At 44.1% G+C, this 25751-nt stretch carries 24 protein-coding genes and 1 riboswitch; of the genes, 9 read left to right on the top strand and 15 right to left on the bottom strand.

Annotated elements, in window-relative coordinates; translation table 11 throughout:
- Window positions 1–196 precede the first annotated feature (196 nt).
- Window positions 197–862: a DUF2057 family protein gene (locus tag AB4493_RS18505; RefSeq protein ID WP_102320967.1), complete on the top strand. Its 666-nt coding sequence runs from the start codon at window positions 197–199 to the stop codon at window positions 860–862.
- A gap of 179 nt (window positions 863–1041) precedes the next feature.
- On the opposite strand, the gene AB4493_RS18500 is transcribed toward AB4493_RS18505, so the two are convergent.
- The 3 genes from AB4493_RS18500 to AB4493_RS18490 form a co-directional block, all read right to left on the bottom strand.
- Window positions 1042–2064, bottom strand: coding sequence for an adenosine deaminase (locus AB4493_RS18500; protein WP_136979512.1), 1023 nt, complete (start codon window positions 2062–2064; stop codon window positions 1042–1044).
- A 90-nt stretch (window positions 2065–2154) separates the two neighbouring features.
- Window positions 2155–2254, bottom strand: a riboswitch (purine riboswitch).
- 75 nt (window positions 2255–2329) lie between these two features.
- Window positions 2330–2824, bottom strand: a complete 495-nt coding sequence (locus AB4493_RS18495; RefSeq protein WP_017060016.1) for a GNAT family N-acetyltransferase — start codon at window positions 2822–2824, stop codon at window positions 2330–2332.
- 166 nt (window positions 2825–2990) lie between these two features.
- Window positions 2991–3974 carry a DUF2860 family protein gene (locus AB4493_RS18490; protein WP_372155579.1) on the bottom strand — a complete coding sequence of 328 codons (984 nt, stop codon included), beginning with the start codon at window positions 3972–3974 and terminating at the stop codon, window positions 2991–2993.
- 204 nt (window positions 3975–4178) lie between these two features.
- On the opposite strand from AB4493_RS18490, the gene AB4493_RS18485 reads away from it, so the two are divergent.
- Window positions 4179–4676, top strand: a complete 498-nt coding sequence (locus AB4493_RS18485) for a fasciclin domain-containing protein (RefSeq protein ID WP_372155578.1) — start codon at window positions 4179–4181, stop codon at window positions 4674–4676.
- A 127-nt stretch (window positions 4677–4803) separates the two neighbouring features.
- Here the strand turns inward: AB4493_RS18485 and AB4493_RS18480 are convergent, their stop codons facing one another.
- The 6 genes from AB4493_RS18480 to AB4493_RS18455 form a co-directional block, all read right to left on the bottom strand.
- Window positions 4804–5100 carry a hypothetical protein gene (locus AB4493_RS18480; protein WP_017064710.1) on the bottom strand — a complete coding sequence of 99 codons (297 nt, stop codon included), beginning with the start codon at window positions 5098–5100 and terminating at the stop codon, window positions 4804–4806.
- 132 nt (window positions 5101–5232) lie between these two features.
- Complete coding sequence (locus tag AB4493_RS18475; protein WP_017060020.1) at window positions 5233–5490, bottom strand: hypothetical protein; 258 nt, start codon at window positions 5488–5490, stop codon at window positions 5233–5235.
- A 165-nt stretch (window positions 5491–5655) separates the two neighbouring features.
- Window positions 5656–6138: a GNAT family N-acetyltransferase gene (locus tag AB4493_RS18470; protein WP_017069854.1), complete on the bottom strand. Its 483-nt coding sequence runs from the start codon at window positions 6136–6138 to the stop codon at window positions 5656–5658.
- A 98-nt stretch (window positions 6139–6236) separates the two neighbouring features.
- Window positions 6237–6551, bottom strand: coding sequence for a cupin domain-containing protein (locus AB4493_RS18465; protein WP_102332873.1), 315 nt, complete (start codon window positions 6549–6551; stop codon window positions 6237–6239).
- A gap of 60 nt (window positions 6552–6611) precedes the next feature.
- Window positions 6612–7115, bottom strand: a complete 504-nt coding sequence (locus AB4493_RS18460; RefSeq protein WP_017060023.1) for a YgjV family protein — start codon at window positions 7113–7115, stop codon at window positions 6612–6614.
- A 123-nt stretch (window positions 7116–7238) separates the two neighbouring features.
- Window positions 7239–8039, bottom strand: coding sequence for a PhzF family phenazine biosynthesis protein (locus tag AB4493_RS18455; RefSeq protein WP_372155577.1), 801 nt, complete (start codon window positions 8037–8039; stop codon window positions 7239–7241).
- Between the two features lie 575 nt (window positions 8040–8614).
- Here AB4493_RS18455 and AB4493_RS18450 point away from each other — a divergent pair.
- Together AB4493_RS18450 and AB4493_RS18445 are read left to right on the top strand one after the other, a co-directional pair.
- Window positions 8615–9646, top strand: coding sequence for a PotD/PotF family extracellular solute-binding protein (locus tag AB4493_RS18450; protein ID WP_017060025.1), 1032 nt, complete (start codon window positions 8615–8617; stop codon window positions 9644–9646).
- 3 nt (window positions 9647–9649) lie between these two features.
- On the top strand, window positions 9650–12079 hold the full coding sequence (locus tag AB4493_RS18445; protein WP_372155576.1) for a putative bifunctional diguanylate cyclase/phosphodiesterase: 2430 nt from the start codon (window positions 9650–9652) through the stop codon (window positions 12077–12079).
- A gap of 233 nt (window positions 12080–12312) precedes the next feature.
- On the opposite strand, the gene AB4493_RS18440 is transcribed toward AB4493_RS18445, so the two are convergent.
- On the bottom strand, window positions 12313–13338 hold the full coding sequence (locus AB4493_RS18440) for a GGDEF domain-containing protein (RefSeq protein ID WP_017069848.1): 1026 nt from the start codon (window positions 13336–13338) through the stop codon (window positions 12313–12315).
- A 9-nt stretch (window positions 13339–13347) separates the two neighbouring features.
- The gene (locus tag AB4493_RS18435) at window positions 13348–13803 is read right to left on the bottom strand and encodes a hypothetical protein (protein ID WP_017069847.1); all 456 of its coding nucleotides are present in this window, start codon (window positions 13801–13803) and stop codon (window positions 13348–13350) included.
- Window positions 13804–14265: 462 nt separating this feature from the next.
- On the opposite strand from AB4493_RS18435, the gene AB4493_RS18430 reads away from it, so the two are divergent.
- From AB4493_RS18430 to AB4493_RS18410, 5 genes are all read left to right on the top strand, one after another.
- Window positions 14266–14640, top strand: a complete 375-nt coding sequence (locus AB4493_RS18430) for a cytochrome c (protein WP_372155575.1) — start codon at window positions 14266–14268, stop codon at window positions 14638–14640.
- A gap of 37 nt (window positions 14641–14677) precedes the next feature.
- Window positions 14678–16102 carry a cytochrome-c oxidase, cbb3-type subunit I gene (gene ccoN / locus AB4493_RS18425; protein ID WP_017060031.1) on the top strand — a complete coding sequence of 475 codons (1425 nt, stop codon included), beginning with the start codon at window positions 14678–14680 and terminating at the stop codon, window positions 16100–16102.
- The gene (locus AB4493_RS18420) at window positions 16103–16717 is read left to right on the top strand and encodes a cbb3-type cytochrome c oxidase subunit II (protein WP_017060032.1); all 615 of its coding nucleotides are present in this window, start codon (window positions 16103–16105) and stop codon (window positions 16715–16717) included.
- Entirely contained in the window at window positions 16714–18870 is a 2157-nt protein-coding gene (locus AB4493_RS18415) for a c-type cytochrome (RefSeq protein ID WP_372155574.1), read from the top strand. The genes AB4493_RS18420 and AB4493_RS18415 overlap by 4 nt, the downstream gene beginning before the upstream one ends.
- A gap of 265 nt (window positions 18871–19135) precedes the next feature.
- Entirely contained in the window at window positions 19136–19363 is a 228-nt protein-coding gene (locus AB4493_RS18410) for a PAS factor family protein (RefSeq protein ID WP_004730426.1), read from the top strand.
- 138 nt (window positions 19364–19501) lie between these two features.
- Here the strand turns inward: AB4493_RS18410 and AB4493_RS18405 are convergent, their stop codons facing one another.
- The 4 genes from AB4493_RS18405 to AB4493_RS18390 all read right to left on the bottom strand — a co-directional run bounded on the left by AB4493_RS18405 (window position 19502) and on the right by AB4493_RS18390 (window position 25607).
- Window positions 19502–20794 (bottom strand): alpha/beta fold hydrolase, encoded by a 1293-nt coding sequence (locus tag AB4493_RS18405; RefSeq protein ID WP_372155573.1) that lies wholly within the window; start codon window positions 20792–20794, stop codon window positions 19502–19504.
- Between the two features lie 396 nt (window positions 20795–21190).
- On the bottom strand, window positions 21191–21928 hold the full coding sequence (locus tag AB4493_RS18400; protein WP_017066505.1) for a DUF3726 domain-containing protein: 738 nt from the start codon (window positions 21926–21928) through the stop codon (window positions 21191–21193).
- Window positions 21925–23736 (bottom strand): hypothetical protein, encoded by a 1812-nt coding sequence (locus AB4493_RS18395; protein ID WP_372155572.1) that lies wholly within the window; start codon window positions 23734–23736, stop codon window positions 21925–21927. The genes AB4493_RS18400 and AB4493_RS18395 overlap by 4 nt, the downstream gene beginning before the upstream one ends.
- Before the next feature lie 263 nt (window positions 23737–23999).
- Window positions 24000–25607 (bottom strand): BCCT family transporter, encoded by a 1608-nt coding sequence (locus AB4493_RS18390; RefSeq protein ID WP_017066850.1) that lies wholly within the window; start codon window positions 25605–25607, stop codon window positions 24000–24002.
- Window positions 25608–25751 lie beyond the last annotated feature (144 nt).

Below are 25751 nucleotides of genomic sequence, written 5' to 3'. Positions count from 1 at the left end.
AAAGTATGCTCCCGCCCTGCACCCAACCTACCCTCTCATTTTTCAAAAATAAAAACTCACACTAGTCAATGTGAACCTTAATATATGACCGTTGCGTTAAGATTTCGCAAATTTTTTCAAATCCTTATGACATGACTTGAATTGGAGTTCTTACCATGCGATTGTAGTTCAACTGCCCATAAACAACTGTATGATTATGAAAACATTAAAATCCATCGCGCTGCTTTCCACAATTATCGCAGCGCCACAAGTGTTAGCTGACGTAACAATTGAAGTTCCTTCTAGCGCAGATGCTTTAGTCGAAGTCTTAGCTGTTAATGAGGCTAAACCTGATCTCGACGGTGGTTTCTTCTCTTCGAGCAAAACGATCACCGTTCCAGATGGCGTAAACCAAATCGTTTTCAAATATCAACTGGCTTTCAGCCAAGGTAACGACCGAGAGTTTGTCGATAGCGATACCATTATTGCTACTTTTGATGCGACAGACACAGCATTGACGTTTGACATGCCTAAGTTCCGTAACACCAACGAAGCGAAAAAAGGCCTTCAAAACTTAGATTGGAAACTGGTTGATGAAAACCAAAATGCAATCAGTGTTAAGCAAGACAAACTTATCAAAGATGGCATGCAGATTGGTCGTAAGTACCCGCAAGAAGCGAAGGAGTACAACCAGAAAGGCGGCATCGCTGCACTTACAGTAGGTTCTAGCGCGGGCGTAGCAGCTGCTGTCGCACAACCGGTAACGCTTCCAACAAAGATTGACGGAAATGCAGCAAATACAGCTGAAGAGATGCTCTATTTCTGGTACGAAAAAGCGGATGCTGAAACCAAGCAGAAATTCAAAGACTACGTGAACAAGTAGCTCAATGAGCTTAATTTAAAAATGAAAGAAGCTGGCAAACTGCCAGCTTCTTTTTTGTCTTCATCTAGATGATTTAGGCTTATAGAGATTAAGCAGACTCAGTCGATAACACTTTACCATCCACTTTAGTTGGCCATCCTAGCGCTTTATACTCAGCTGCTAGTAAATGGGCACAGCGGCTAGAAATTCTGGTCAAAATCAGCTTTAGCTAAGTAACCTTGAACAAGCTCTCGATATTGCTGCTTCAATGGCGCTTCAATAAAGCTCGCGTCTATCGCATTCAAACTAAACAGCGCTAACTCCTGATGCGTCATCTCATGAGCTTTGCTCACCGCATTAAAGTTATCCGACATGTAACCACCAAAATAAGCAGGGTCATCCGAGTTAATCGTTACAGCCACACCCTTTCTGAGCAGTTCGACAATGTTGTGGTCTTCCATCACATCGAATACACGCAATTTAATATTCGACAGTGGGCACACCGTCAGTGGCATTTTGGTTTCAATCAGCTCTTCGATTAGAGCTTCGTCTGTCATGCACTGGACACCATGATCCACTCGACTCACGCTGAGCATTTCAATCGCATCGACAATGTTTTGAGCCGGCCCTTCTTCTCCTGCATGCGCCACCGTCAAGAAGCCCGCTTGTTTTGCTTGTTGGAATACACGCTTGAACTTCTCTGGTGGGTGTCCTAATTCAGAAGAGTCCAGTCCAACCCCGACGATCTTATCTTGATGCTTCAATACCTCTGCGAACGTTTGAATGGCGCTCTCTTCAGATAAATGGCGCAGAAAACATGCGATGATTTGAGAGGTAATGCCCAACTCTTTATGACCCTGTTCAAGCGCACGATGAATGCCGTTAATAGCGGTGTCGAATGCAATGCCACGATCGGTATGTGTCTGAGGATCAAAGAAAATCTCAGTATGGATAACATTGTCGGCTTTACAGCGTTCTAGATAAGCCCATGTTAAGTCGTAGAAATCCTGTTCTGTGCGCAGTGCATCAGCACCTTGATAATAGATATCCAGAAATGACTGTAAATCATCAAATTCGTATGCGCGTCTTAGTTGCTCTGGGGATGAATAAGGCAGCTCAATGCCATTGCGTTGAGCAAGCTGGAAAAGTAACTCAGGTTCGAGCGAACCTTCAATGTGTAAATGCAACTCTACTTTTGGGAGCCCTTGAATAAATGCGTTCATATTTCACCTACTATGGATTTTAGGTGTGCACTTACTCTGAATAATAGACAGGAGGTTTTCTTGAACGCCATTACAAAGAGTAAGAACACAATTGTGATCTAAACCCTTCGTAATCAGCACTTTGCGGGAGCTGGTAGATACCCCCAAACCATATCATTGGGGTTATACGAAGCAAACGGTTGCTACTATACAGAGTTTAATGGGAATTTCACTAATCAATTGCTCATTAACCGATTTCTAAAGCAGGAACCTGTTTGGTTCGATCTCAACGGTAATCTGGTCGTATTCTCGACATCAGCAACATATCGATGTACTTACCCGCTTTGAACGTACTGAGTCTTTTTGTGCCTTCTAACTGAAAGCCTACACGTTCATACAAAGCAATAGCGGCGTGGTTATCGGCATGAACCTCTAACTCAAGACGCACGAGATTAAGCCAGTTATCCGCCTGATTGATCGCTTCTTGCATTAACGCCTTACCGACCCCTTTACCATGCATATCTGGGTGAATAGCAATACCAAGACCAGCGCAGTGCCTGTCTCTTACCTTGGTGGTCATGAATAAAGTAATGTGACCCACTACTTTGCCGGAGACTTCCGCAACCAGAGTGAAATGGTCTGAATGACCAAACAGTCGCTCCACTTGTTCAGAACTAAGATAAGGCTTTTGTGAGGTGTTTTCTGAAACTGAAGGGCGGCGATAAATATCGAAAATATCTTGGCTATCCGTTGCTTCTAAATGTCTAATTTGTATTTCCAAAGCGCTTCCTTATCCTATTATTTCTATCCATAAGCTAATTTTCATATTACGGATAGCAACGGGAACCTACAACCTTTAAAGGTGTAAGTGCCCGAAATAATTAAACAAATAGTAAGACTGAACTTAAACTTCTGCTTTGATGAGTATTTTTAAAATAGTGTGAATATCAGAATTTATAATCCACACCCACACTCGCTAATACTTGCTCGGAGTTATAGAAATCGATATTAGAATCTATGCTTCTTAAACCCAGTAAAGTAATGAACGCCCAATCTTTATAGCCCATCAAACCACCAAACTCATAAGCTAAGAATGCACCGAATTCATTCTCTTCACGTACTTGCCCGTAAATTGGATTCGACTCATCATATTCACGATCACTTGCATCTAGGGTGACAACAAAACCATGACGACCGATTCTCTTCGCGTAGTTTAATTCAATACCATAACTATCGAAGCTGAGTGCTCCTCCTTCTGCGTCTGAGTGGAAATACACCATTGAAGGAACAAATAGACCTGCGTGGTTTGGTAAGATAAAGCGGTATCCTGCTTTGGCGTACACATAGGTTCTTTCCCTATCCAGCAGCACAGTATCTTCCGGAGATAAGCCTTGGCTACCAGATAGCTCTTCATCAACATCTGATTGCCCAAATGCGAGATCCGTTCGAAAACCAGTTCCACCGATATTAGTGAGCTGCAGTCGTCCTACATTACCTTTCACATCCGTTTCATTTCGATTAACGCCAACAGCATACGGATCCGTCCAAGCCTTACCCGAGATAAGCGTAGGAATAACAGAAAAATCCAATATGGTGCCACCAGAAAGTTGGTATCTATAACCGATCTCAAACGCAATGGTACCTGTTGCAATATCCTCTCGTGTCGTACCCGCATACACTTGGTGAGTCAGCGATTCGCCAAAAGTATATTGAACAGTACCCAAAAAGCCGAGTAGCCCTTGGTTTTCACTCTCCCCTTCCTGGGTGTTGGTGGCTTGATTCGAATCTTGTTCAGTACTCAAATTACTACTGTCAGAGTAGAAACCGGCCAATACACTGAAGTTACCGCTGAAGCCTTCACTTAGAGCAAGGCCACTGTTTGCAGGCATTGAAGCCAATGCAGAAAAGACTACTGGTAAAACAAACCTCATATTCACATCCATTACTTGAATAATCACCAAATAACTATAAGCATCAAAATGGAATTGTAACAAGCATTTAACAATATAAGTTTATTCGCTTGACGCTGTCGATATCGCTAACCATTCACTCAAAGACACAACAAATTGATCTATCACGATTGGGCTTTCGTAATACCTCTCGAAAATAACGGACAAAACTCAAAGGAAGACAATATGTTTAATAAATTAATCAAAACCATGTCAGTGCTAGTTGCGACGCTTCTTTTTACGGCTTTTGCTCACGCTGATCACCACGGAATGAAGAAAGATATCGTTGACGTGGCGGCTGAAAACGGCTCTTTCAACACCTTGGTAGCAGCGGTAAAAGCGGCAGGCTTAGTTGAAACATTGGAAGGTGACGGTCCCTTCACAGTGTTTGCGCCAACGGATGAAGCGTTCGCTGCGCTACCAGAAGGAACGGTTGATATGCTGTTGAAGCCAGAAAACAAAGACAAGCTGATTGCAGTACTGACCTATCATGTGGTGCCAGGGAAAATAATGGCGTCTGAAGTGATGAAACTTGATAGTGCCGTAACAGTGCAAGGCGAAGCGGTAATGGTAGGAATTGATCACGGCAACGTGATGGTCAACAAAGCGCAGGTCGTGATGGCAGATGTTGAAGCAAGCAATGGTGTTATCCATGTGATTGATGCTGTATTACTGCCTAAATAATAAAGATGAACACAAATCAAAGGTTCTTAGAGGGTGTGACAGGCTCACACCCTTTTGACGTTTAAATACCAAGTTAAGATCGGTATCAAACTAGCCGAACCTGCCTTTATATAAGCAAGAACCCGGATTACATAAACAAGCGCCCGAATATCAGAAAGGCCGCCATCGATACCACCTTCGTGAAGACCACTACCCAGATGCAGTCACCAATACTAGAGTGCGTCGCTTTCCCGAGTAGGAACACAAACAGAATCAACCCTAACACCCAACCTACTGTTGGAATCAATGACACCAGAGCAACGATAACAGCAATAGTAAGAAGGGATTTAAAATCTGCGACCACGAAAGACATTTTAGAGGCGATGTACATACAACATGCGGTGATTAATGCGTCCATCACAAACGCTAAAGCTTCAATACCCACTTTACTTCCTTCACTGATATTAGTTGAAGTGAATATTATCTCTAAAGAGATGATTTTTTCTTGAATAAGAGAACAAAAAGCAGGTGAAAACTGTGTCAAAAATGAGATTACCGTTCGTCTGAAGGCATAGGTTTATTTGTTCGAGTCTTCTAAGCCTTTGACCAGTGCTCGCGACCGAGTCTGATTTGCTTTTTGATAGGCATCAAAGCCATCTTCGCGTTTACCTCCGAACAAACAAAGAAACGAGTTGATGACAAATGAAAAGAATGAGATGACGACAACAAAGAGAGGAAATAGCCCCGACACCCCAGCATCTAAGGCAAGAACGCCAACAGCGAAGGACAACATCGACACCAATGTATATAGTTTAGATCTACTCACATGACTCATGAACAACACTCCTTGTATTCATTCAATGTTTAGATTAGACAAATTATCTTGCACACAATTTGAACTCATCGACAATATCAATAGATCAGGAAAAGTTATCCTTAAAAAGGTTCATTAATATTTCAAACTCGGTTTCTGTATCCCTACGAACACGAGTCCGCCTATTCAACTGACTTTTCTATCTTCAACTACCTTTTCCATCACGTAATTGGTCAGCTTTACACCACGCATTTCGACTTCCTGTTCATTCACCACCTTAAAACCAAGATGCTCATAGAAAGGCCTTGCGGTAATACTTACTTCAGAGAAATATCTCGATATACCACGAACTCGACCCACAGTGAAAACATGTTCCATCAACGCTTTCCCTACCCCCTTCCCTTGATATTCGTGGTGACAGAAAAAGTGATCAATCAAGCCACTTGGTTGCAGGTCAGTATAGCCAACTACGCAACCATCGAGTTCAGCCACAAAGGGTTGTAACCCATTCATACGCTTTTGCCATAACGCAAAGTCAAAGCTACTGGGTGCCCAAGCTTCGACTTGCTGTTGAGAATAATCTCGAACATTCACGTTACGTACGGTATGAAAGAAGATCTCCCACAGTGCTTTGTCATCATTCGCTTGATAGTTTCGAATTCTAATCACAACATACTCCTTTTTGTCTTAAGTCCTTTCTGAGGTGAAAATAAACAGCTGAATCAGCAAGCTTTATAACCTAACAGCCTCAGCTTTAGAGCAAGATATCAACGATAAAACACAGCGAGCCAGATCGTCACCGCATCTTTATCCGTCCTCAGCACCTTGTGTTTTTCACCTGCGGAAATATTGAGATAATCCCCTTTAGACAAGGTAACAATGCGACCATCTTCAAACTCGATGACGCCTTGACCTTCTATCACCATCACCCATTCATTCTCATCTTGATCATACCAACCCTCTTCCGGGGAGCTGTGTCCATGCGACAATATTCTTTCAATTCGAACACTGTCGTTGGCAATCAGGTCATTGAATATTTCATTGGGTATTGATGAAGGAACATCATTGTAAATGTTTGGCATCAAGCTCTCCTAGCTAGCATTGAATTGATTAACAACTTGGGCCTTAGCTGTACTGTAAACCTAAGCAGCGGCACTCTTTTTGAAGTAAAAACGGTAATAGCCCACCAAGTTACTGCAGATAAACAGCGCCTCCATAACAACCGCTGTTGGCGAACCAACTAAATAATTGTGAACCAACCAAAAGCTGGTTCCGATGATCATCAATTCTCTTAATCGACGGTCATCTTTATTGAAGGCTGCAAAGGTCTGAAATACGGAGGCAAAGCAACTCAATATGCTGGTCAGCCCTGAGTAAGTCACTGCGGTTGCGACCACCGACATCGAAGAAAACAAATATTTAAACTTAGACGAGGTAGAAAATACGCTCGTCAAATAGCGAATCGTGGCAATCGTCATTAAGCTTGCCGCTGTCCACTGTTCAAGAAGGATAAAGTGACTCGAAATAAGAACGCCAGCAAAGAACAGACAAGTGACGATTTTCTTCCTTTCCTTGAATTGGAATGACAGAAGATCAAAACAAATGGCTATCGCGACTAATACTTGGGAAAGATAAAAGGCAGACACGGTGATTCCTTCAATAATACATTACGCTCTAGCCGCCTCTTTTAACTGTGAACAGTCGAATAAAACGTACTAGGCGGTTCCAACAAAACAAAGCAAACAGCGCTCTAAAGCTTCTATAGATACCTAAAGCTTCAACACGCCAGCAATCACAGTGGTCGCAGAGCCGATTAACTTTATTCGCCCATTGGCTAAGAGCTCTGTCGACATATAACCACCACGACGAGACGCCTGATAAGCACTGAAACTGCTTTTGTTGAGCTTTTCTGCCCAGTGTTGCGTCAATGCGCAATGTGCCGAGCCAGTCACAGGATCTTCATTAACCCCAACCCAAGGTGCAAAGTAGCGAGAAACAAAATCAAGTTCCGTATTTGCTGCCAATGCTGTCACCACTACACCTCGCCCTTGAATACCTTTTAACGCATCAAAGTTTGGTGAAAGCTCCAATAACACTTGTTCGTTGGAAACTTCGATTAACTGCTTAGAGTCAAATTCTCTGAATGAAACTACTTGATGCGGATCTAAACCTAGATGTTCAAGTAGCGTGAGGTTGGGTTCAGAATCTAATGACAGTTCGGAGCTAGGAAAATCAAGCTCGATAGACGATTCACAAACGGCGGCAGATAATTCCCCAGATAAGGTGTTAAACACGACCTTATCACCTGTCTCAAGCAGTCCTTGTTCTTTCATCACATGAACCGTTGCCAGTGTGCCATGTCCACACAGCTTCACTTCGACTTCGGGAGTGAACCATTTAAGCGTCATAGTGTTAAGCGCGAGAAAAGCCGTTTCAGATACCGCCATCTCTTCAGCGATTGAAAACATTAACGACTCATCCAACGGCTCTTTGGAGATACAGACCCCGGCAGGGTTCCCTTTAAACGCTTGAGTTGTAAACGAATCTACTTGATATATCTCTAAATCCACAATGGCTCCTAAATGCACAACATTTCCCAAACCGGCAATCATGGCTCGTTGGGACATAACCTAGATATTGCTGCCCACAATAAGCACAATCACCTTGTGCTACAAGTCTTTAGCAACAACTTTATCGATACTTATTGAGAAACGAAACAAATGATAAACAAAACGTTATAGAAGTGTTTTTAGGGATAAAAGAACATTGAACATAAGAGTAAATCGCGATGGCAAAACAAAGGAATAACGACGATTAATACGAGCGAAAACCCGAAAAAGGTAATCACCGCATCATTATTTAATGCTTAATATTTGCATAATAACTTGTAAGAATGGATATTATGATGAATATTAATTTAAATAATCCATTCACGGACAATAAACTGGAATACGTACTTGTGTTGAATACGATACGACGGAGTCATCCTTGCCTCACACGATAAAGGTTCGGTATCAAGTAGGAGTAGCAAGTTGCTATTTGCATGAAATGCATGAAGTTGAAGTTAAATTAAGTGCCTAAATTTGAATCATGTCGCAAATTTTGGGCTACGATTTAGTTATCACGTACGAAAGGGAATCCGTCAGTGAAAGCGTTTTGCGTATCAATACTTGCGTCAACATCCTTTTTGGCTAGCCCTGTATTTGGCCAGCAGCATGATATTTATCTCTACAATTGGGATGAATTTTTATCTGACAGCGTCGTTACCCAGTTGAGTGATACCTACGGCATCTCACTAAAGCAGCAATATTTTTCTGACGAGTCCATTCGTGATGAAGTGCTATTGAGTGAACGACGAGGTGCGTTTGAATTGGTTGTCATTGAAAGTATGAAACTGAAAGCGCTGGCTAAACAGAACTTATTCCACAACCTGAGCGACTTGCAGCAATCCCTTTCAAGCAACTTTGACTCAAGATGGGTGGATGGGTGTGGCGAATATGGAATCCCCTACGCTTGGGGGACATCCGGCATCTTATACCGAAGCGGAAAAGTTGAGACTCCCAAGTCTTGGGGCGCTCTTCTAGACCCTGAAACCAAAACCAGCGGCCGAATCAGCATGTATTATGAGCCTACGGATTTGGTGAGTGCTGCGCTTCTGATGAATCAATTTGAGCCGTTTACCAACAACGAACAAGAACTTCGAGTCGCTTACAAAACGCTACAAGCACAGAAGCCTCACCTTGAAAGTAATGAATACGTTGTCGATTATATTCGTCATCCCGAACACTTAGCCAACATCGACCTCGCCTACGGATACTCAGGTGACAGCTATGTGCTTAATGATGCCGAACCTGAGGCATCTTGGGCCTACACAGTACCTCTAGAAGGAACAACCTTATGGTTAGAGTGTATGGCTGCAATTAACAACGGAGAGCGATCTCCACAGGCAACCACGATTCTCTCCTTCTTATCGCAACCCGAAATCGCCGCTCAAAACGCAATGGATTCATGGTTTGCAACGCCAAGTTCAAAAGCAAAAGCACTCACTTCTCAGGAGTATCAAAACGATCCCGAGCTTTTCCCGAATAAAGAAGTATTAGATCGCAGCTACCTTTATCAGCCGTTAGAACCGAGTAGCATTCAAATTCGCAATCGTATTGTCGACAGTTTGAGATAACTCATGCCAGTATTGAAGAAGCTCTATTTTGTACTTTTACCAACGCTGACATTTGTGCTCCTGATAGCAGGAATCGTGATGTACAACTTCGCATCAAATCATGCTAAGCACATGTATTTGGACAAGGTGCAATCTGATGTGAACACCGCTTTAGTCGCGGCGGAATACGAGCAGCTCGGCTTGTCCTTACTAGTTAAAGATATCGGTTCTTCGTTGCAGTTCCTCCGCTACATTCAAAATCCTGGCGACTACACGACTCTATCGCTATTGGAAAAACGAGTACTCCGAGTATTAAGCCAGAATCACGTCAATCAATTTGGGCAACGCAATGTTTATATCGTGGACCCTACGTTCAAATTAACGCTTTCGACTCTCAGAGCCGACCCTTTCGAGGGGCTAAAAATCCCTGACAAGATTTATGAAAGAGTCTTCGACATATACACCTCGTTAATCAGCAAGAAGGAACTCTCCTACGAAAGCTTCTCTTATGTCTCGATTAGTGGCGAGCTCAGATATTCGTATGTTGCGGCAATTGACCCTTACCTCCTTCCTCAAGATAAACGTGCAAGTAGCAGTTTAAATCGCTACATTTTGATTGCTGACGGACCTCTGATACAACTCTCTAGCTTATTAATCAAATACAATGACGATGACAATATTCAGTTCTTAATCGAGCCATCCTCAGACGCTGCCAACATTGAAAATACCCAATTCGTTATCAAATCAATTGAGCAAACCCAAGATAATATCAATGTGCAGATGACCAGCCGAAATCTCATCGCGCAAGTAAATATTCGAGAACAAAAGTTCAACCATGAGAAAGCCATCATCGCTAAACAAACCTTGTTAGGTGGCTTTGGCACTCTCTTTACGATCATGTTGATCGTGCATTTAGTGGTGCGTTACCAACTTGTGCGCCCGCTTAAAGACTTACTGCAAGAGATATCGATCGGCGGGCTCAAGCTTAGGTATTTCAAGCGTTCATCGGGGCAAAGTGAAATTGATGGTTTAAAGAACGCGTACATAGACTCATTAACAGAGTTGAAGTTCGAAGCCGAATTCGACCAACTCACCAAGCTAGCTAACCGACGCTCTTTCATCAGACACCTTGATGTACGACTAAAAAGCTCGATGAGCCCACACTGCTATGTGGTTTGTTGGGACATCATCGATTTTCGTAAAATTAACGATCTCTACGGGGCAAAAGTTGGTGATAATGTACTGATAAGCTTAGCTAAAGCACTGAAAGAGACACTACAAAACCAACAAGCCTCTTTGGGCTTTAGTTGCAGTGATTACTCTTTAGCCAGACTGGGAGGGAATCAGTTTATCGCGATCTTGGAGATGGGTAAGAACCAAGTGATAAACGAAGAAATTGAGAACATCAACAATACGCTGACCGGCACCACCTTCCTTGACTACTATGGGTTTCGATTATCACTCGCAACAGGTGTTTTACCGCTCGACACGCCAAAGTTCGATGAGATTTGGCACCGATGCATCGATGAAATGTTAGCTAATGCGAAGTCTCATAGTGATGGCGAAAGTCGTATTGTTTATGGCGAAGAGTTGTTACATACCTTGGAACGCCATGACGTTGTAGAGAAAAGACTCTTAGAGTGCTGCGAAAGTGACAACTTTGAACTTCGCTTTATGCCTATTTTTAACGCCAAGACACTTCAGATAGATGGCGCGGAGTGCCTGATTCGTTGCCCAGCCTTATTCGATATCGATGCGGGACCAGAAGAATTTATCCCAGTTGCAGAAAAGAGTAACCTTATTGCCAGGCTCGACATGTGGGTCATTGGCACCGCGATCAAAAGCTATAAAGAGCTTTCAGAACTTCATAAATACAAGGGCACTCTGTCAATTAATATCTCGGCGATGGAGCTCTACAACCGTAATTTTGCCGACAACATCCGTAAAGTACTCGAACGTTATCAAGTGCCACCTGGCAACATTATTATAGAGATTACCGAGACCAGTTACGTGAAAAGTACCAAGCTTACGGTGCAGACTATCGAGAGCCTCAGAAGCTTAGGTTTAAAGGTCTCCCTTGACGATTTTGGTACGGGCTACACAGCGTTTAACCAACTTCTCCACTACCCTGTGGATGAGCTCAAAATTGATAAGAGCTTTATCGATAACATGGTAGACGACAAGGCCGACCGCAAGATGGTCGAATCTATGGTTAACTTAGGCCACTCTTGTGACACGCTAGTCGTCGGAGAAGGTGTTGAGTCGATAGAACAGTATCATTACCTCAGAAAAGCCAACTGTAACCTAATACAAGGCTACTTCTTCAGTCAGCCACTCACTTATCTGGAATTCATCGAGTTTGTTCGAAACCATAACCCGCAAGCAATTTTAAACCCGCAGTCTGTTAGCAGTTCGAGATCTAACGAGCGAATCGTTGCACTCACTCAAAAGTAGTAACCTTAAACCTAAACCTAAACCTCAAAGCCTCTCTTCCTATTCAAGCGCGGAAAGCCACTATAGCTATAACTAGTAGTAGAACTATCTTCATCAGAGCAGGAGCTCTCTATTGGCTGCACATTGAATGAGGAGGCAAATAAAGAATGGCAAAAGCCATGATAGTGAAGCGGGAGAATGGTGAGCGTACAGTCAACAAAACCTAATGATCTAACTTATCGCTGATGCGGGGATTAACTCTGCATCGTCGTTAGTAGCTCCATCATATCTTTAGAGCTGATGTTCTTCTTATGCCTGACTACAGCGTCAATCATCAATTCTAAATTCCCCGCAGAGATATAATCCTTAAGCACGTCATTGAATTTTTCCTGTATCTCATCACTTGTGTACAATTGCTCAGGAATGAAGAATAGAAACTGACTGCCACTACTACGAAACGAGATAGTACTTTCCGGTACCTTTGCCGTCAGGGACTTAGCAGCTGAACTCACCACCAAGTCTCCATATTCAAGTCCATACTTTTGGTTTATCTCACTAAGGTTTCTGATTCTTACAAAGTAAAGGTCGAAATTACCGTTTGTTGGATAGCTGTTCTTAACAAACTGCATGAGCGAGACTCGATTGCGAAAGCCAGTAATGAAGTCGGTAGAATGAAGTTTTCGTTTGATTGCAAAGTCGACGTAAAAAATCGCTCCTGTCACAAGCAGTAGCAACACCAGAAATACGCTGCTTATCTGATGCATCATCACCAACTTGTCGACCATTGTGGTGTTTTCTTCAATAACCGGGCTTTGAAGTCGAAACTTTTCGTTAATAAATTCGACCAGCGTGTTGTAACAAATATCAATTTTCTTCTGCAGTGATTCCTTAGGCAAAGCGCCTTGATTCACCAACTTAATTGAGGATTCTAACGACTTAAACTTTTCAAACTCTGCGGTAAAGTACGGTTTAAAGTTTGCTGAGCGAATAAAATTGGACGATTCAGTGCTGTTGATCAGAATATCAAAACGACTCCAAGTAATGTCATATGCCAACCAAAGTTCATCATAATCAATCGTCTTTGCATGGCTAACCATCAAGAAGTTTGCATACTCTTTGACGAGTTGAAAAACAAACCAAGTGGCCTCATTTTGGCGGTTAGAAAAGCTCTTGTTGATGTCATTAATTCGAGTGACACTGTAGATATTGACGGATAGAACAACCACGGCCAAAGACAAAACAACGACTTTGATTGCGGCCATAGACAACAGCTTCTTCATAATTAGCCTCTACAGGTGAATATCACGAATCTGCCAAATCATCTTGGCATGGAAATCAGGGGTATTGGTTTCAGGGTTCGCAGAGATTGGGTAAATCAACCAAAACGGGCCTTTCTCTCTCACAGACATAAACTCCCCATTCTTTTTAATCGCAATGATGGGTTCATAGGTATCAAAATCTTCTTTGGGCACCGCAATTTTATAGTCATTCAATGCTACGAAAGTGACTTGTGATGATATCGGTAGATCCATATTTTCAAGCACCGTTTGTAACGTCACACCACTATAAACGGTCAGACCCTCGACCCAAGGCAAGGTGGTAGTAATTTCTTTTTGAGGAAGTGACAGGAGTTGCTCTCTACTAAAACCATGCTTTTGCCCGGAGTGGTCGAAAACCGTTAACTCTGAGGCTGCAAAAATCGAAAACGAGCAAAGCCAAAGCATCAACAAGAATACAGTTCTCATTCTAAACTCCATTTAAAAAGGTCACTAATTTGAGTCTAGTATAAATTGACCATTTAACTTGTACCGATACCACTCAGATTGATTGGTATCGCTTTATCCCTAATGCCCCTACACCTCGCTGTTTTTCAATAACTTCGCCGTTTCTCTGTCTCTTCCATCACCGCTCTCGTTCAGCACTCCCTACCCGCTTGACGTATTCCTTCTCAACCGTCTAGTAACAAAAACTCGTATTTTACTCTGCGTAAGTAAACCAATAAGCCCTATGAATACGTATGAAACAACAAAATTAACAATAAATATGAGTAAGTCAGTAGCGAAAATGCTGGTTGCTGCATAACCTTTAATCGAACGTAAGCAGCTTTAAGAGACTTAATAACGAGTTCCAGTCGTTTCTTCTCCACCAATTGATCTCGTGTATTGACCTTAGAAAGCTTACTCATTTCATAATCAAGGGAATCGAGAATGAGTTTGAATAAAAAAAAATTTAACCCCATGGCGACACTTTCTACCCTAGTAATGACGCTGGTCATGTTTCCTGTTTCTGCTGAAGTTAATCAAGAACAATTCGAATTAGGTAAACAAAAAGCCAAAGTGTGTATGACCTGTCATGGCGCTGATGGCATCTCAACACAAGATCCCTACCCGAACCTTCGCGGTCAAAAAGTGGGTTATCTCATCTCTTCATTGAAAGATTATCAGACTCGAGAAAGAACCAGTGGTTTAGCGATTCTCATGCAGCAACAAGCCGACACGCTCTCAGACCAAGACATCCGTGACATTTCCTATTTCTATTCTGTGCTCGGCAACGAAGCAGGCTCGCTCAGCGATTCAAATTAAGTCAGCGATTCAAAACCTCTAGGCAAGGAGCCTTGTTATGGAACAAGTGACAACGCAATACAGCATTAAGGTCGTGAAGTACTTCATCATTGCATCCTTAGTGTGGGCGATTGTAGGTATGATCATCGGCGTGATTCTCGCCGCGCAATTATATTGGCCAGTCTTAAACTTTGATTCTCAGTATTTCCAATTTGGTCGACTGCGTCCGCTACATACCTCTGGAGTAATTTACGGCTTCGTCGTGAATATCTTGATGGGGACGTCTTTGTACATTGCCCAGCGAACAGGCCATTGTGACTTGTTCAACAAAAGCCTTTCATGGATGGTATTTTGGGGCTGGCAATTCATCCTGTTACTTGCGGTCATTTCCTTACCCGCAGGCCACACTACCTCAAAAGAGTATGCGGAGCTTGAATGGCCAATCGACTTGATGATTGTGTTGGTTTGGGTGCTGTACGCGGTGTTGTTCTTTGGCACCCTTGCTAAACGAAAGGTCAGCCATATCTTTGTGGCTAACTGGTTCTTTGCTGCATTCATTATCGTCGTTGCAATGATTTTCATCGTGAACAACCTCGCGATGCCTGTGTTGGCGATGAAGTCCTACTCTGTGTTTGCAGGCGCTCAAGATGCGATTGTTCAATGGTGGTGGGGACATAATGCCGTCGGCTTCTTGCTGACCGCTGGTGTGATTGGTATGAACTACTATTTCATACCTAAAGCAGCGGATCGACCTATCTACTCGTACCGTTTGTCTGTGATCCATTTCTGGGGCTTGGTCGGCTTTTACACGTGGGCCGGAACGCACCATTTGGTTTACTCTTCCGTTCCTATCTGGATTCAGAACATCGGCATCGTAATGTCTTTGATCCTGTGGCTCCCTTCTTGGGCCGGTGCGTTTAATAGCGCAATGACCCTCCTACAAAACAAAGAAAAGCTGAAGTCCGACTACATTCTTTTATTCTTTTTCTCAGCGATTCTTTACTACTGCTTGGCAACATTCGAAGGTCCGCTACTCGCTATCCGCTGGTTCAACATGGTGGCACACAACACCGAATGGATCATCGGTCACGTACATTCCGCAGCTCTTGGGTGGGTTGGAATGTCAGGGATAGCGGTTTTTTACTATTTCATTCCACGCTTGTGGGGCCAAACCGATCTTTGGTCACGACGACTGATTAAATGGCACTTTTGGCTCGCTCATGCTGGCGTAGCCATCTATGCGATAGCACTTTGGATCGCAGGCATCGGTGAGGGTTATATGTGGCTCGCTCAAAATGAAAATGGCGAACTGATTTACAGTTTTGTAGAAGCGATGGACTTTAAGGCACCTTGGCTATTCATGCGTTTCTTTGGTGGTGCGCTGTTTGTACTTGGATTGTTCTTAATGGCTTTCAACTTGTACAAAACGGTTCGTATGCCCGTAACACATGATGCTAAACACACTGTTAATGAAGGAGCTTAAATGATGAGTAAAGACTTTACACATTCAATCGTCATTTTAATTTTGACCACTGTTGTCGTGGCCTCCTTCTCTTTATTGGTCTGGGTAGTGCCAAGCATTGTCCGTGGCGATGATATTGCCAAAGGCAGCTTAGCGATGCCACTCACACCGATTGAGTTAGCAGGTCGAGACATCTACATCAGTGAAGGCTGCCATGTTTGTCACACACAAATGGTTCGCCCTCTAGAGCCAGAGGTGAAACGTAATGGTCGCCCGAACCAAGAAGCAGATGATATCTATGAGTTTCCTAACTTGTGGGGCTCTAAACGTACTGGCCCTGACCTCACTAACTTAGGTAGAAAGTATTCTGACCAATGGCATGTTATTCACTTAATTGATCCTCGAAAAGTTGTACCGACCTCGATCATGCCCTCTTATCCATGGCTGTTTGAGCAGACTCTGACTGGCGATGATATTAGCGCCAAAATGGAAGTGTTACGTACCTTAGGTGTGCCTTATACCGATCAAGAAATTGGTGATGCCCGTTTGCAAGTAAGAGGCAAAACCAAAGGTGAAGCGCTGATTCGATATTTACAAAGCCTGGGTAAAGATACGTCACAGGAGGTATCACAATGAGCACATTCTGGAATCTATGGGCGGTACTCTTAACCTTAATATTCTTTGTTCTGATGGTATCGGTTATCGTTAAATACTGGCGTAGCAATCACAAGGCCGATCACGACCACACCATTGGCACCTTTGATGGGATTGAAGAGAAAGATGCGCCTCCACCTAAGCTGTTACTTGTAAGCTATGCGGTCGCATTTCTTTTATCTGCAGGCTATTTGGTGCTCTACCCCGGGCTTGGAGAATGGGAAGGCTTAGTCGATTGGGAACAAAGCGATGATAAGCTCAGTTCACCATCCACCACTCTCAATGAGCAATTTGCACAAACCAGCGAAACTACGTTAGAGGGATTGGCTGCCGTCCCAGAGATCGTGAACAGCGGTAGGATTCTGTTCCAAACTCACTGTGCCGCTTGTCACCGAGATAACGCACAGGGACAAAAGCACTTTCCTAATCTGATAGACCAAGAGTGGCTTTATGGTGGTAGTGATGAAGCTGTGATCCATTCGATTGCCAAAGGGCGAAATGGAGCGATGCCGGGTTGGAGTGAAATCATGCGCCCAGACGAGGTGGCAAAAGTCTCCTACTATCTAGCCTCCCTCAACCAACGTCATACCGATGTGCCGGAGATTAAAGTCGAGCTCGGTAAAACCTTGTTCGTCCAATACTGTTCGTCTTGTCATGCCGATGGTGCTGTCGCTAACCCAGCGATTGGCGTACCTGATCTTTCCGATGATATCTGGCTTCACGGAGGGAGTATTGAAGAGATTCAGCACACCATCAATTACGGTTTGAACAACCTAATGCCTGCGTTTGATGAGCAGCTCAGTGAGAACGAGATACTCGCGCTTGGGGCTTATATCCGACACGCTGGTGACGTAGAGCAACAACGGCTCGCGAGTTTGAAAGCATCATCTGTTGAGCGCGGAGAATATCTCGCTTATGCCGGTGACTGTGTGGCTTGTCATAGTGCAGAAGGTGGCGAACCCTTTGCTGGCGGCCTACCCTTTGTCACCCCCTTCGGCACCGTGTATTCAACCAACATAACGCCACACACTACCGAAGGTATTGGGACTTATGACTTCGATGATTTCCGAGCGGCGTTAGTCGCAGGTAAAGGCAAGAATGGTTACCTGTACCCTGCAATGCCTTACACCTCCTATCAATACCTCACCGACCAAGACATGGTGGATTTATGGGAATACATGCAGTCAATCACCGCCGTGCCGCGACGCAATGATGACAACAGCATGATGTTTCCATCCAATATTCGCTTAGGTTTGCTTGGCTGGAACATCGTATTCATGGATACCGACCCTATTGATTATGAAGTGCCAGAGGAACTCAAAGGAGAAATTGAGAATGTCGATAAGTGGCAACAAGGCAAATATTGGGTCGCAGGACTTGGTCACTGTTCGGAGTGCCATACACCTCGAAATATTGCCCAAGCACTGATACCAGAACGTATTTTCCAAGGTAACTTGATCGACGGTTGGAACGCGCCTGATATTACAGCCAATGAGCTCTATATCGATGGTTGGGATGAAGCAACACTCACAGACTTTTTACACACAGGACATTCAGACAAAGGCACCGCTTTTGCGGGTATGGCTGATGTAGTGAAAAACAGCCTAAGCTTGATGACGCGTGAAGATATTGAGTCGATGTCCTATTACCTACTCAGTGGGGACATCAACAACACCATTGCCAGTGATGCCGTTCAGTTACAGCCTAAAGGGTTTGATGAAGCTGCGTATGCCAGTGAAATCTACACCACGTATCGTCAAACCTGTGGGGCCTGTCATGGTGACGATGGTAAAGGTCGCGATCCAATCGCCCCTACTCTGTTGAACAACGGTATTATCATGCACAGCGACCCATTCAATACCATTGCGGTAACGGTGCGCGGCTTGCAACCCACCTATCTCGACAAAGACAGAAATTTCATGCCAATGGCAAGTTTTGAGGATGTACTGTCGGATCAACGCTTAGCTGAGTTAATCACGTTTGTGCGTTTAAACCTTGGCGACAGAAATGAACCGGTCACGGCTGAGCATGTTCGAGAGGTAAGAGAAACACTTGAAGCAGCAGGCTATGCAGGTGGATTACACACCACACCTGAAATGTACGAAAATCGAGATAAGAACATTAACATACGATAGGCGCTGTAGCTGTGCGTAGCCGATTGGCTCAATAAACAGCGAACAGCACGTAACTTTTATCTTTGCTAACAAGCCAAAAGGAGACCACTGTGTCTCCTTTTCTTTTGCCCAAACCCGAGTTCCGACACTTTGCCGTACAACACAATTGTAACTAACTGATTACACAATTAAGCAGAGCTGCACATAATGCGATCAATCTCGCAGAACAAAGATGATACCAAGTGCATAATATGCAAAATTTTCTAAAGATGTACTAAGGACAGTTATGGATACAACTACACTCATCTACGATACGTTGGAAGGCCTATCGAGCGCAAAGCCACAGCAACACGCTCAAATCCGCCAAAATCTATATAACCAATTAGATTTATCATTTGAGAAGCAGTTGGCTTTGTATTCATCAGTTCTTGGTCCAGCAAGTGCTGGTAGATTGACCGATTTGGATAGTGCAGTGATGTCTGCACGCAAGATTGTTGGCTTAGAAAACAGCTAAGCAACCTTTAACCTATCTCAACTTTAACGCTGCATGGGTGCAGCGTTTTCTTGTTTCTGGCGTATCGTATTTCTAACGTAGATAGTTTCTAAAGTAGAAAGCTTCTAACGCATCTTGTTTCTAGTGCAAATAGCTTGATTACTTTGGCAGATTTTCTAACGCTTCAACCATCGTCATCAATTTATCGACAATCCTTTCGCCGTCTACTCGCAAGCCATTGTGTTCATATTCATTGGTGATCCACGCTTTCGAGTTAGGAATGTTCGCCAATGTTTCACGGCTGTAATCCAACTCAACGTACATGTCATCGGCGTAAACGGCACACGCCATTGGCACTGTATTCTTGCTCAACTGCTCTGCGTTGTACAAAGTGCCCCAGTCCGACTTTTCAGCCAACATGTTCGCGGCTTCACGCAGTGGCTTCAGCGTTTCAAGTTGGTCGAACATCCATGGGTACACCATTTCACCAGTAAACCAGAACTCACTGCCCGATTGGTAGTTGAAGTGTGGGTACTGCTCACGAACACGATGTGCAGACCAGTTAGACGCTGTACCTTGACAGTAAATCGATTCATGCAAGATTGCGTAAATTGGGTTAGTTAAGTAACCCTGCTCTTGCTGCATTTGATTTAGGAAGCTGTAGCTCAGCTGTCTGTTACCGTTCACTTCAACAAACGCACTCTCCAGTGTGAAATACATTGGAAGGTTTGCTTCGCCGCCACCAAGATTAATACCTATTAGCTGGAACTGTTCAACTGTGAACACCTGACCGTTTGGCAGTATCACATCGTTGTTGAGCAGGTAATCAGAGATCTCGCGACACATAGCTTGTGCTTGTGGGAACTGAGCAAAGAAAGCTCTGTTTTTGTCTTCTACACGCTTGTAAGTCGCACGATAAACATCGTCAGCTTCTCGTTCAATAGAAGGAATGCCGCCCGTCACATAACAACGCTGCAAGCTCTGTGGGAACAGTGACAAATAGCTCAGTGTACAGAAGCCACCAAAGCTTTGACCAATCGTCGACCATTGCTTAATACCAAACTGTTCACGAATCGCTTCAGCGTCACGAACGATGTTATCCGCTCTGAAATGCGTTAAGTATTCGACTTGTTGTTCTGGAGACAAATGCGCCAAAGTTTCATGGCTGATAACCGTGCTGTTGCCAGTACCACGTTGGTCTAGAAGCAGAACACGGTAGTTTTGTAATGCACGCTTTAGCCAACCCGATTGACCACTCACCCGTGGAGAAGGAAAACCTGGGCCGCCTTGAAAGTAGATCAACCACGGCAGCTCTTGCTCATCTTTAGCGAGATCAACCAGCTCACGTGCGAAGACTTGGATCTGTTGTCCATCTTTGGCTTGATAATCAAGTGGCAACTCGAAAGAGTGCTGACGGTACAGGGTGGTTCCATCAATAAAGTTAGCTTGCACGCTTCATTCCTTTTTATCTGATTCTAAAGTCATTGGTACGAATAAAAATGGCACCCTTTGGCACCGTAGTTAGCAAGATACGCATACTAGCTTGTAAATGAAACCGTTTGTTGAACCTGAATGTGAAGGTACTTCATTAAATCGCCAAATTAGCTTTATACGCGTAACAACTTGTGTCAAAACAGAGAGTTTAAGATGTGATCTATTGAGAAGAAGAACAAAAGTGGGACACAAATAAAAAGAGCTTAACGAGGTGAGGATACGTTAAGCTCTTTGGTTTTATCTGTTGTAAATGAGGTTTTTAGGTTGAACAAGCTCAGGCTTTATAGGTTTAGTTTCTATAAGCCAAAGATCTATAAACTGAGCTTCTGTAACTTATAGCTCTATAAAACAAAGCTAAGAAGCCTCGAGCTCACCTGCACCTTGAATTGAACGTTGGCTGTTTTCAACAAGGATAGCCGTCGCCGTTTCTTTCAACGCGCCCCACTCTCCATCGTCAACTTCAATGCCCTCGTTCCACGCCTTCTCTTGAGTTTTAAAAAGCGCTTCCGATTCAATGTGTGTTTGGTAGCCATCTGACAAACGTTCGATATCGAAATCCTGGACGGAAAGCTCGATGGTCATATTGTGGATATGATCGTCCGATGTCAGTGGCGAATCTGATAAAAACAGTTCTGGTGCAACGCAACCACGGTTAAGCACATACAAGGTACTCTTAGGGTTTGAGCCATTGTCCCAACGTGCAGTACACGCGATGCCTTTCGCTGCGAGTTTTACAAGCTCACTGTACGCTAACCAACGGTTATGGCAGTTGTTTAGCTCGATTTTCAGCGTCTTTTTACCGACCATTTTTTCAATGGCGTAATCCATCACCACAGGAAGATGACACGCTAAGCTCGCCTTGTGCAGGTCCACTTCAACTGTGTTGTCGCTTGTCACTTGGATGTCTACAGGGCAATCGTCTTCTAGCCCCATAAAGTTGCTCGCATTGTTAAAATGACGAACACCATCCAAGCCAACCATTTGTAAATCTGCCACCATGTTCGCTATCACATCGGCTTCACCACATGTACGACGCATACCCAGAAAGGCTTTATTAACGGCCGCTACCAGTTCATTGTGAGAAACGATCATAACGATTTACCTCCATGTTGAGCGTTGATATGTGTAGGAACTCTATTTGAGTCAGCGATCTCCGCTTCACTTGGTAAGATTGGGAACACCCATTCGTCCTGATGAATTTCATCAAGCAACGGTGCACCTTGGAAAAACGTCACTCGTACCCAACGGTCTGAGCGAGGATCAAACTTAGTCGCTCCAAACATCGCTAGCTTACAACGCAGCAAATGCATTGGTGGCGAGTCTTGGTGCAGCACGTTCATTTGAATGTCGCCCATCGCCTTGTTACCTAGCGTCCACACACGGCGCGCAATGGCACGATGCTGCGGTTGTTTAACAAGGAATTCAGCCAATGAAAGCTCTGGCGCGAATTGCAATAAAGCATGGTACAGACGGTAAGCTTGACGGCCGATATCCAACGGCAGTTCGCGCTCTTCGCCGAGTTCCTCGCCTCGAACACCGAGCCTTGGCTCTTCTTTGTCCTGAGAGCGATACCAGAACCAGTAGTTATTTTCTGCTTTCGTAAAGTCAGTCGTGATCGCCCAACGGTACTTTTCTTCTAACACAACCAATAGGTCTTGGATCTTTTTGCCACTAGGAAGCGAGAGTGTTTCGCTACAATTCATATGCTCTTGATGGGCGTCCACTAATTCTGGGTACAATTCCATCAAGCATGAGATAAGGATTTCTTGGGCTTCCATACTCATGTGCTTAGATTGTTCAACTAACTGCGCCCATGTATCGCAATGGTTTACAGAAGCTTCTAGTGACTGTTCTGCGTGTTTTAACTCATCAACAGCGGTTTTGTTCAACTCTTGCTGGTTTTCATTGATGGTAACAACTTGTTCTAAATGACAAATCGCTTTTTTAACGTATCTACGTAGTGGCTCGAACAACGCCGTATCGGTCTGACTAGCCAACACGTCCGCCAATGCATGTTCACGGGTTGTCATCCATTGATCGACAATACTTGGGTGGTTAATAAGGTATGGCGCCATGCCTAAACCAGTCGCATTACCAACACCAAGGTAACGCTGTAATCCTCTATGCAAGGTAATCGCTTGTTCACCGCCCTGTTGCTCAGCTAGGTAATGAACCCAATTTAGGCTGAACTCACGCAGCATATAAACCGCACACATTTGCGCACTAAACGACTGATTAAAATCTTCATTTTTCTCTAAGATTTTAAAGTCAGCAATACCAAATTTTCCATTACCGTATACCGCTGTCGTTCGCAGGATGTAACCCACTTCAGCCAGCTCTTTTGGCGTTGGTTGAACACCTTTAGCCAAGTGACTCACGATGTGTTCAAACACACGTACACTTTTGTTTGCACGCGCCAACACAAGCACATTATTTGGATTACGGCCTGCTTCTTGAAGCGGTACATTCGCACGAAGTCTCTCAAGTAGGGTGACATCAACATCACCAAGAACCAGAGCAAACGTTACGTCCCACTTTTCAGCAATTACACGGTCATTTCGTTCGTCGTCTGCAATCTCATCGCAGAAAACAACCAAATGATAAACATGATTTGGCGTCTCTAGCTTATAGATAACATGACCAAAACCTCGAGCGTCTAGTTGCCACTCATGCTTAGTCACTTTCCATTGCTGTTGCGCCATTTTACGAATCAGAGTTCTTACGAAGCTGATGCGTGTTTGGTGCATAGCACCCAGTCTTTCCGGTGCCATGACGACCATTGCGTCACGTAGTGCTGATTCAGTGTAGGTAGAACGATGTGCATCCATTTTGCTCACCACCTTATAGTTATAGGATTTTGCTAGCCATTCAGAACCGATCGTTGCTGTCTTTTGAAGCATATATAGCGACAGTATGTTGGTTAGCTTTCACGTTTTTAATCGTTATTGATATTATCGAGGCAAGCGAACTCGCCACTTATTATTTGTCCTGACTAGATCGATTGACCTAAATACGTGCCGCCCGGTGTATCTTCACCAGTACGGTTTTTATCTTCCTTCCGGAATCTTGTATCAGCCTTCTTTCAAAGGCTCACACCTTGTTTATCTTCAGTTTTTAGAGAGCTTTATCTCTACATTTTCTTCTTTATACCGGCATTGATGTTTTATAAGCCTTGATCTTTCGCCATCTTGATTGCGATTTGAGGCGCATTCCAAAGTGATGGCAGCAAGATTAAGGACACCGGTACCGCTGTGATAACTATGAATGATTGCAGCGCTGAAATACCGCCGGAACCTAGGGAAATCAGAATCAATGCTGTTACCCCCATCATCACACCCCAGAAAGTACGAATAATTGCGTTAGGCTCTGTCTCACCGCTGACTACCACACTGATGGTGTAAGTCATTGAGTCACCTGTCGTTACGATGAAGATCGTCGTCAAGATCAAGAACAGAATAGAGATAAGCATTGGCATTGGTAGTTGCTGAGTTACTGCCAGTAGCGCGCCAGGTAAATTAAAGCCTTCGAACGCTTTACTTACGCTGCCTGGGTCTGCAATTTCAAACGCAAGGCCAGAACCGCCAACAATGGTGAACCAGAAACATGTTACGAACGGTGCAATAAGACTGATGGTTGATACCAATTGGCGAATACTACGACCGCGTGAAATACGTGCGATGAAGATTGCCATCATTGGGCCGTAACCTAAGAACCAACCCCAGAAGAATACTGTCCACCAGCTCAACCAACCTTCGTCACCACGGTATGTTGCCATTGGGATGAAGTTGTCTATCATGCTGCCTACACCTTGGATGTAGCCATTGAAAATGAAGTTTGTTGGGCCGAAGATCAGAATGTAGACCATCAATGACATTGCTAAAATTACGTTGTAACGGCTTAGCATTTGCATTCCGCGGTTAAGACCACTTAATGCCGACAATGTGTATAGAACGATAGCGAACAGGATGATGATAAGCTGCGTCGTGAAGCCATCAGGAATATCAAACAGTGCGTTCAGTGCGTAGCTCACTTGCAAGCCTAAGAAGCCGATAGGACCAATGGTGCCCGCCGCTACTGCGACAATACAACATGCATCAATCAATGCGCCGGTGTGACCTTTCAATGCTCGCTCGCCTAAAACTGGGTAAAGCAAAATACGAGGTTTAAGCGGTAAGCCTTTGTCGTAGTGAAGGTGCATCACCACAATAGACGTTAAGCTACCGACAATGGCCCATGCTAGAAAACCCCAGTGCATGAAGGATTGCGATAAAGCATTCACCGCGCCTTGCTGTGCGTTTTCTTGTGCGCCGTACAATGGTGGTGGGCTAACGTAGTGAGCGATAGGCTCTGCTGCTGCCCAAAATACACCGCCACCTGCCAGTAGCGTACAGAAGATGATCGCCATCCAACGGAAGCCGTCCATTTCAGGTTTAGCGATGCCGCCTAGGATAACCTTGCCTGTTCGCCCTGCCGCCAGGCCAAGACCAATAAGAAAAGTCAGAAGAAGAAGCATTTGCCAGTAAGGACCGAATACTTTTACAGACCATGCAAAGCCCGTATTTACTAGGCTTGATAACAGCTCGCCATCAAATAGAGCAAGTGCCACGAACAGAGCGATAAAACCGCCGCTGTACCAAAGTGCTGGGTTGGATAGGCCTAATTTGTCTGATGTAGACTCAGACTCGTTTGTGTTGCTTTTTGCATTAATTGTTGTGTGTGCTTGACCCGCATTTAAGCTTGAAGATTTCACGCTATTGGTTAAATCAGACATACTCTGACTCCAGAGGTTTCTTTGCAGCCGTCATTTGAATGATGACTACAAGGGTGTATTTAACACCTGCCCTATTGTTTTTTGTGTTGGGCAGGCTAATCCATGTTTGGGTTACCGCGTTGCGAAATAGACCGTTGTTCCTTT

It is taken from the genome of Vibrio sp. 10N.222.55.A1 (assembly GCF_041473835.1).
Lineage (GTDB): Bacteria > Pseudomonadota > Gammaproteobacteria > Enterobacterales > Vibrionaceae > Vibrio > Vibrio crassostreae_C.
Note: the sequence above shows the minus strand (reverse complement) of the source record. Positions and strands in the feature narration are given on the sequence as shown.

Bases quoted from the DNA above. Each gene is read 5' to 3' on its own strand.
- AB4493_RS18505 (WP_102320967.1), top strand. From the start codon at position 197: ATGAAAACATTAAAATCCATCGCGCTGCTTTCCACAATTATCGCAGCG.
- AB4493_RS18500 (WP_136979512.1), bottom strand. From the start codon at position 2,064: ATGAACGCATTTATTCAAGGGCTCCCAAAAGTAGAGTTGCATTTACAC.
- AB4493_RS18490 (WP_372155579.1), bottom strand. From the start codon at position 3,974: ATGAGGTTTGTTTTACCAGTAGTCTTTTCTGCATTGGCTTCAATGCCT.
- AB4493_RS18485 (WP_372155578.1), top strand. From the start codon at position 4,179: ATGTTTAATAAATTAATCAAAACCATGTCAGTGCTAGTTGCGACGCTT.
- AB4493_RS18475 (WP_017060020.1), bottom strand. From the start codon at position 5,490: ATGAGTCATGTGAGTAGATCTAAACTATATACATTGGTGTCGATGTTG.
- AB4493_RS18465 (WP_102332873.1), bottom strand. From the start codon at position 6,551: ATGCCAAACATTTACAATGATGTTCCTTCATCAATACCCAATGAAATA.
- AB4493_RS18445 (WP_372155576.1), top strand. From the start codon at position 9,650: ATGCCAGTATTGAAGAAGCTCTATTTTGTACTTTTACCAACGCTGACA.
- AB4493_RS18440 (WP_017069848.1), bottom strand. From the start codon at position 13,338: ATGAAGAAGCTGTTGTCTATGGCCGCAATCAAAGTCGTTGTTTTGTCT.
- AB4493_RS18435 (WP_017069847.1), bottom strand. From the start codon at position 13,803: ATGAGAACTGTATTCTTGTTGATGCTTTGGCTTTGCTCGTTTTCGATT.
- AB4493_RS18430 (WP_372155575.1), top strand. From the start codon at position 14,266: ATGAGTTTGAATAAAAAAAAATTTAACCCCATGGCGACACTTTCTACC.
- ccoN (WP_017060031.1), top strand. From the start codon at position 14,678: ATGGAACAAGTGACAACGCAATACAGCATTAAGGTCGTGAAGTACTTC.
- AB4493_RS18420 (WP_017060032.1), top strand. From the start codon at position 16,103: ATGATGAGTAAAGACTTTACACATTCAATCGTCATTTTAATTTTGACC.
- AB4493_RS18415 (WP_372155574.1), top strand. From the start codon at position 16,714: ATGAGCACATTCTGGAATCTATGGGCGGTACTCTTAACCTTAATATTC.
- AB4493_RS18410 (WP_004730426.1), top strand. From the start codon at position 19,136: ATGGATACAACTACACTCATCTACGATACGTTGGAAGGCCTATCGAGC.
- AB4493_RS18400 (WP_017066505.1), bottom strand. From the start codon at position 21,928: ATGATCGTTTCTCACAATGAACTGGTAGCGGCCGTTAATAAAGCCTTT.
- AB4493_RS18395 (WP_372155572.1), bottom strand. From the start codon at position 23,736: ATGCTTCAAAAGACAGCAACGATCGGTTCTGAATGGCTAGCAAAATCC.
- AB4493_RS18390 (WP_017066850.1), bottom strand. From the start codon at position 25,607: ATGTCTGATTTAACCAATAGCGTGAAATCTTCAAGCTTAAATGCGGGT.